The organism is Sphingomonas sp., from assembly GCF_039595165.1.
Lineage (GTDB): Bacteria > Pseudomonadota > Alphaproteobacteria > Sphingomonadales > Sphingomonadaceae > Sphingomonas.
Genome location: NZ_JBCNMA010000172.1, coordinates 1 through 5961, shown reverse-complemented (window position 1 = coordinate 5961; position 5961 = coordinate 1). Strand labels below are relative to the sequence as shown.

General features: G+C 68.1%; 7 protein-coding genes. 1 reads left to right on the top strand and 6 read right to left on the bottom strand.

Going from position 1 to position 5961, the window contains the following annotated elements; all coding sequences use genetic code 11:
• A partial coding sequence (locus ABDV68_RS18005; protein ID WP_343521478.1) for a DoxX family protein occupies positions 1–341 on the bottom strand: 341 nt, incomplete at its 3' end.
• Positions 342–518: 177 nt separating this feature from the next.
• On the opposite strand from ABDV68_RS18005, the gene ABDV68_RS18000 reads away from it, so the two are divergent.
• Entirely contained in the window at positions 519–800 is a 282-nt protein-coding gene (locus tag ABDV68_RS18000) for a hypothetical protein (RefSeq protein WP_343521477.1), read from the top strand.
• A 24-nt stretch (positions 801–824) separates the two neighbouring features.
• Here ABDV68_RS18000 and nadA read toward each other — a convergent pair whose 3' ends face one another.
• The 5 genes from nadA to ABDV68_RS17975 form a co-directional block, all read right to left on the bottom strand.
• Positions 825–1823: a quinolinate synthase NadA gene (nadA, locus tag ABDV68_RS17995; RefSeq protein WP_343521476.1), complete on the bottom strand. Its 999-nt coding sequence runs from the start codon at positions 1821–1823 to the stop codon at positions 825–827.
• Positions 1824–1872: 49 nt separating this feature from the next.
• Positions 1873–2649, bottom strand: a complete 777-nt coding sequence (locus ABDV68_RS17990) for a hypothetical protein (protein ID WP_343521475.1) — start codon at positions 2647–2649, stop codon at positions 1873–1875.
• Positions 2650–2710: 61 nt separating this feature from the next.
• A complete protein-coding gene (locus tag ABDV68_RS17985; protein ID WP_343521474.1) occupies positions 2711–3445 on the bottom strand; it encodes a DUF4230 domain-containing protein in 735 nt (244 codons plus the stop codon).
• Positions 3430–4287 (bottom strand): MBL fold metallo-hydrolase, encoded by an 858-nt coding sequence (locus ABDV68_RS17980; protein ID WP_343521473.1) that lies wholly within the window; start codon positions 4285–4287, stop codon positions 3430–3432. Before ABDV68_RS17980 ends, ABDV68_RS17985 begins: the two co-directional genes overlap by 16 nt.
• A gap of 150 nt (positions 4288–4437) precedes the next feature.
• Positions 4438–5961: M56 family metallopeptidase (locus tag ABDV68_RS17975; RefSeq protein ID WP_343521472.1), on the bottom strand; the 1524-nt coding region annotated here is incomplete at its 5' end.

Genomic DNA, 5961 nt, shown 5'->3' with positions numbered 1-5961 from the left:
GCCGCGGCGAGATAGAGGAAGATGAAGCAGAACAGCAGGATCGCCTCGCCGCCATTGGCGGCGGGGAAGAAGCCTTTCGAGCCGTGCGCCATGAAATAGCCGACCGCGCACATGCCCGAGGCGATGAAGGCGACCGGGCGCGTGAACAGGCCGAGGACGAGCAGCGCGCCGCCGACCAGCTCGATCGTGCCCGCGGCGATCAGCATCGGCGGCAGCGGGCCTTCCATCGGGAAGGGCGGCAGCCCGAAGAATTTGGACGTGCCGTGGTGCAGGAACGAAAGCCCCGCGACGATGCGCAGGACGCTCAGCAGCTTGTCGGACCAGCTTGCAGGGATCGGCATGATGTTTCTCCTCGCGCGGCAAGCCTGCCTCGCCGTTGCGTAGGTGAAACCTTTCATCCTGGCGCGTGAAGATCAATCCCGCGCGGCGAAACCGATCGTTTCGCCGGCCCGGTCGCTTCCGATCAAAGGCCGCGCATGTGACCGTTGGCGCGAACGGCCGCCGCGAGGGAGCAGGGCATGGACCCAGGTCTCGGGACACAGGCTTCCATGTTCGGGACATCCTACTCGGTGAAAAGAGAGATCGCACGATCCCTGGAAGCAAACATCGTGCACGACATGTTCCACTTTCCGGCTTCCGCCGCGTCGCCGAATCGATCGTTTTCCGGGCACGCGCGCCGCTTCCACACGCCCGGAAACCCGCGTAAATCCGCCACGAACCGGAAAAACTTTCCTACACGAACCTATTTGGATAAAATGCGCGCTGGTAGCATTTCAACCGAACCGAAAGTGGAACGATGAAAAGATTTTCCAAACCCGGCAATTTCAATCCCCGGTCACCCGGAGCGGCCCGAGGTCGCCGAGACCGACCGTGCCGCTCGCCATCGCCAGCATGCGGTCGAGGCTCTTCTTGGCCTTGAGCCGGATGTCCTCGCCGATCTCGATGCGCGGCTCGAGGTCGCGCAGCGCGACGTAGAGCTTCTCGAGCGTGTTGAGCGCCATGTACGGGCAGATGTTGCAGTTGCAGTTGCCGTCGGCGCCTGGCGCGCCGATGAAGGTCTTCTCCGGCACCGCCTTCTCCATCTGGTGGATGATATGCGGCTCGGTCGCGACGATCATCGTGTCGCCGTCGAAGTCCTTGGCGAACTGCAGGATGCCGCTGGTCGAACCGACATAGTCGGCATGGTCGAGCACGTGCGGCGGGCATTCGGGGTGCGCCGCGACCGGGGCGTTCGGATGCTGCGCCTTGAGCTTGAGCAGCTCGGTCTCGCTGAACGCCTCGTGCACGATGCACACGCCCGGCCACAGCAGCATGTCGCGGCCGGTCTTGCGGTTGATATAGCCGCCGAGATGCTTGTCGGGGCCGAAGATGATCTTCTGGTCCTTGGGGATCTGGCTCAGGATCTTCTCGGCCGACGAGCTGGTGACGATGATGTCGGAGAGCGCCTTCACCTCGACCGAGCAGTTGATGTAGGTCAGCGCGATGTGATCCGGATGCTGCGCCCGGAACGCCGCGAACTGCTCGGGCGGGCAGCTGTCCTCGAGGCTGCATCCGGCATTCATGTCGGGCAGCACCACGATCTTCTGCGGCGAGAGGATCTTGGCGGTCTCGGCCATGAAGCGCACGCCGCAGAAGGCGATCACCTCGGCGTCGGTCTCGGCCGCCTTGCGCGAGAGCTCGAGGCTGTCGCCGACGAAATCGGCGAGGTCCTGGATCTCGGGCTTCTGGTAATAATGGGCGAGGATCACCGCGTTGCGCTCCTTGCGCAGACGGTCGATCTCGGCGCGGACGTCGACGCCGGTGAGCACAGTCGGTGCGTTCATTCTGGGACCCTCGATCTTTGGCCCCACATGGCCTTGTCGGGGCCCGCGTTCAACCCATTGGCGGCGGTGGCGGCGCGAATTCGAGCGGCGCGACGGCAGCACCCGGCGAACCGGCGGTCACCGCTTCGTAGATCAGGCTGCCGAGCGGCGAATGGACGATCAGCTCGGTGCCGATCATCACGCCCAGGATCGCGCCAAGTCCCCACCACCAGGCGGGATGGACCTCGCCGGTGCGGCGATGATCCACGATCATGCCCGCGGCGAGAAAGGCCAGGCCGGGCAGGTTGGCGATCTGGTACGACCAGGGGATCAGCAGCGGCATCGGCAGCAGCCGGCCGAAGCCCGGGCCGAGCAGCGCGATCATCGCGCACATGTGCAGCCGCCGGTGCCAGTCGGTCTGCCGGCGCATGCTGACCGCGGCCGCAGTCAGGCTCGCGAACAGCAGGATGATCAGCGGGTTGGCGATCAGGAAATGCTGGGGCTGGAAGAAGAAGGGTGCCTGTCCCGCACGGATCTTGAGCGCGATCACCGTGAAGCCGGCGATCACCATCGCCACGACCCAGCCGACCGCGACCCAGCCGAGCAGGCGATGCAGCCGCATCGGCCCGCGCGTCGCGAAGGCGGTCTGCGCGACATAGATCACGACCCAGCCGAAGAAGACCAGCGCATGGGCATGGACGTACCAGGGCGCGCCGAAGCTCGACCGCCCCGCCACGAGCTGGACCGAGAAGCCGGCGACCAGCACCAGCGCCATCAGCAGGCTCGACCAGAGAAAGAAGCCGTCGTCGCGCCGTTCGGCGCCCACATCATCCGCAACCGTCGCCATCGTGCCTGCCCCCAGGAGGTCGTCAGGTCCGGAAACTATCACATTTCGCGGCTCGGCTTAACTACCTCTTCTCGCGTAGCTCGCGTTCGCGCAGCACCTGATCGACCGACTTGGACATGTCCCAGCGGTCGCGGTTCGGCGCGTTGCGCTCGGGCGGGAAGGTGACGACCACGCGCACGTCGCCGAGCCCCGCGGCGGCAAGCGGCTGGGCGAGCAGGCGGGCGACCGCCCTGCGGCCCATCTCGCGCGCCTGCGCCATGCGCTCGGGGCTGGTCGCCTCCTTCTGCGCCACCGCCGCGGCGCGGATCGAGGTGCGCTGGCTGAGCGCCTCGCCCGCCGCGCGCGTGACGAAGATGCCGCTCGTCTCGACCAGGGTGCGGCGGCCCTCGTCGGTGTTGGGTGGCGCCGCGGTGACGTCGGGCGCGTCGACGATCAGGGTCTTGCGCTGCGCATCCCATTGCAGGTCGCCGGGCGCGAGTTTCGACAAATCCACGAAATAGCCGACCGAATAGGGCATCTTGACCACCTGGTCGCTGCGCAGCCAGCCGAGCCCGCGAATGTCCGAGGCGGTGGCCTGGACGATGCCGGAGAGCTCGGCGACCTTGAGCGTGCCGGTTCCGGTCAGCCGCGCGGTGACGATCTGGGTGACCGGCGCGCCGCCGTCCTCGGGCAGGGTCTCCAGCCGCGTCTCGGCAAAGCGGTCCCACGACAGCCACGCCGCCGCGGCGATCACCGCAAGGGCGGCGGCGATCAGCACGCCGCGCAGCAGCGGGTCGCGCGTCACGCCAGCCGCCATGCGCCGCCGTCCTGCTCCACCACGATCCCGCGCTGCCGCAGGTCGATCAGATGCGCGAGCACCGAGCGCCCCGCCGCGCCGAACAGCCGCGGATCGAGCCCGGCATACATCTGCTCGACCATCGCCGGGATTTCGCCGGGCTGCTGGCCGAGCAGGCGCAGGATCTGGCCCTCGCGCTGCTTGCGGTGCCCCATCATCCCGCGCACCAGCCGCTGCGGCTTGTCGACCGGATCGCCATGCGCCGGGTAATAGACGCGGTCGCTGCGCCCGAGCAGCTTGTCGAGGCTCGCCATATAGGCCGCCATGTCGCCGTCGGGCGGTGCGATCACGCTGGTCGACCAGCCCATCACATGATCCCCGGTGAACAGCGCGCCGCTTTCCTCCAGCGCGAAGCAGAGATGGTTGGAGGTGTGCCCGGGCGTGGCCACCGCGGCGAGCGTCCAGCCGTCGCCGGCCACTTGTTCGCCATCGCCGAGCACGCGGTCGGGGGCATAGTCGCGATCGAACGCGGCGTCCGCGCGCGGGCCGTCATCGTCGAGCGCCAGCGGCGCGCAGCCGATGATCGGAGCGCCGGTCGCGGCGCGGACGGCGCGGCTCGCCGGGCTGTGGTCGCGATGGGTGTGCGTGCACAGGATCGCGCGCACCCGGCGCCCGGCGATCGCGCGCAGGATCGCGTCGACATGGCTCGGCAGGTCCGGTCCGGGATCGATCACCGCCAGGTCGCTGGTGCCGACCAGATAGGTCTCGGTGCCGGTGTAGGTGAACGGCGAGGGGTTGCCGGCGAGGATCCGCTCCACCAGCGGTTCGAGCTGGATCGCTTCGCCGGTTGCGGGTTCGGTCATGCGGTCGAGATGGCGGCTCGCTTTGCCCGAGGCAAGTCCGCAAACGAAAAGGGCCGGCTGCCATAGGGGTAGCAGCCGGCCCGGTCGGAGCATTCCCCGCGGCGATGGGCTTGCCGCGGGCCTCCTCCTCCCTCTCGTTGATTCCTCGCGTCAGTCCTTGTCGGCGTCGGCCTCGACCTCACGGATCGCATCGTCGATGCCCTTGAGCGCGGCCGCCCTCTGTTCCGCGCTGAGCGCATCCTGCGACTCGATCGAGCGGCGCGCCATCTTGAGACCCATCAGCGCGTGGCGCTTGCCCATCTCGGCGCTGGCGATCGCGATCGTCCGGCCATGCTCGGCGCGCGCGCTGGCGATCTCGGCGCGGTGCGCGGCGGCCTCGGCGCGGGCCTCGATCCGGTCGGTGCAGATCACGATCTTGCGGTGATTGCCGTCCCTGCTGTCGATCTTGACGTCGCCGTCCTTGGGCGGTCCGCACTTGATCGACGAGATGGTGGGGACGCGGGCGAGCTTGTGCATGTCGCCGTTCCACACGAACGACTTGTCGTCGGACCAGACGAAGGACTTGCCGTCGCCGGGCGCGTGGATCACGCGGACTTCGCGCTTCTTGCCGTCCTTGCCCTTCTCGATGATCACGATCTTGCGCTCGACCTTCTTGGCCTTGGGCGGCTTGGGTGCGTCCGGGGCATCGAGCGCTTCCACCGCGTCCGGCGCTTCCGGCGCGTCGAGCGCCTCGGGCGCAGGCGGCGCCTCCTGCAGATCGACGCCGATCGCGTCGCCGACATCGGCGCGCAGGTTCGCCGCCGCCTGGGTGCCCGACGCGGTGAACGCGAGCCCCGCCAGCGTCAGCGCGGCCGCGCCCGCCACGCCGGCGGTGAGCCGCGAGCGCGACTTCCGGTCATGCTTCGAAAGCATTCTCAACCTCCCTTTGAGTTCATTGATGGTATGCAAGTGGCAAGCTGCCGAGACCGCACCCCCATGCGCGGACTTGACGATGGCGCGGCCGTAAGCGTGGCGCAGCGCCGGGGCGCGGCCTGAGAGCACCAGGGCATCGCAGGCCATCTCCTGATCGGCGCGGAAGGCGCGGAACGCCCGCCACGCGACCGGGTTGAACCAATGGAGCGCGAGCACGACCAGCGCGATCCAGTTGGCGATCAGATCACCCCGCAGGTGGTGACCGAGTTCGTGGGCGAGCGCGAGGTTGCGCTCGAGCGGGTCATAGCGCTCGTGAAAATCGCGCGGGAACGCGACATATTTGCGCCAGATCCCGAAGGCGAGCGGGCCGGTGGCGGCATCGGTTTCGATCACGTGCACGCGTCCTTCGGCGACGGTGCGCTCGATCTTCGCCCGGCGCAGCAGCCGCGCGCAGAAGCGGCTATGGGCGATCAGGTGATAGGCGAGAAAGGCAAGCGCCCCCACGGCCCAGATCGCGGCAATCACCGGCAGCCAATCGAACGGCGCGGCCTCAATCGGAACCGTGGTGGACGCTGCCGCCGCCTCAGGGACGGTGACCGGATCGACGATGTAATAAGTGATGACTTCGCTCGCCGCGGCGACCGGGGTCTCGGCGCTGGCCCGCCAGCTCTCGGGAAGCGGGGGCAGGGCAAGGCGAAGCACGGGAAGTGCCCACAGCGCATAGGCGATGTTGGGCCCGAAGTGGCGGCTCACCGGCTTGCG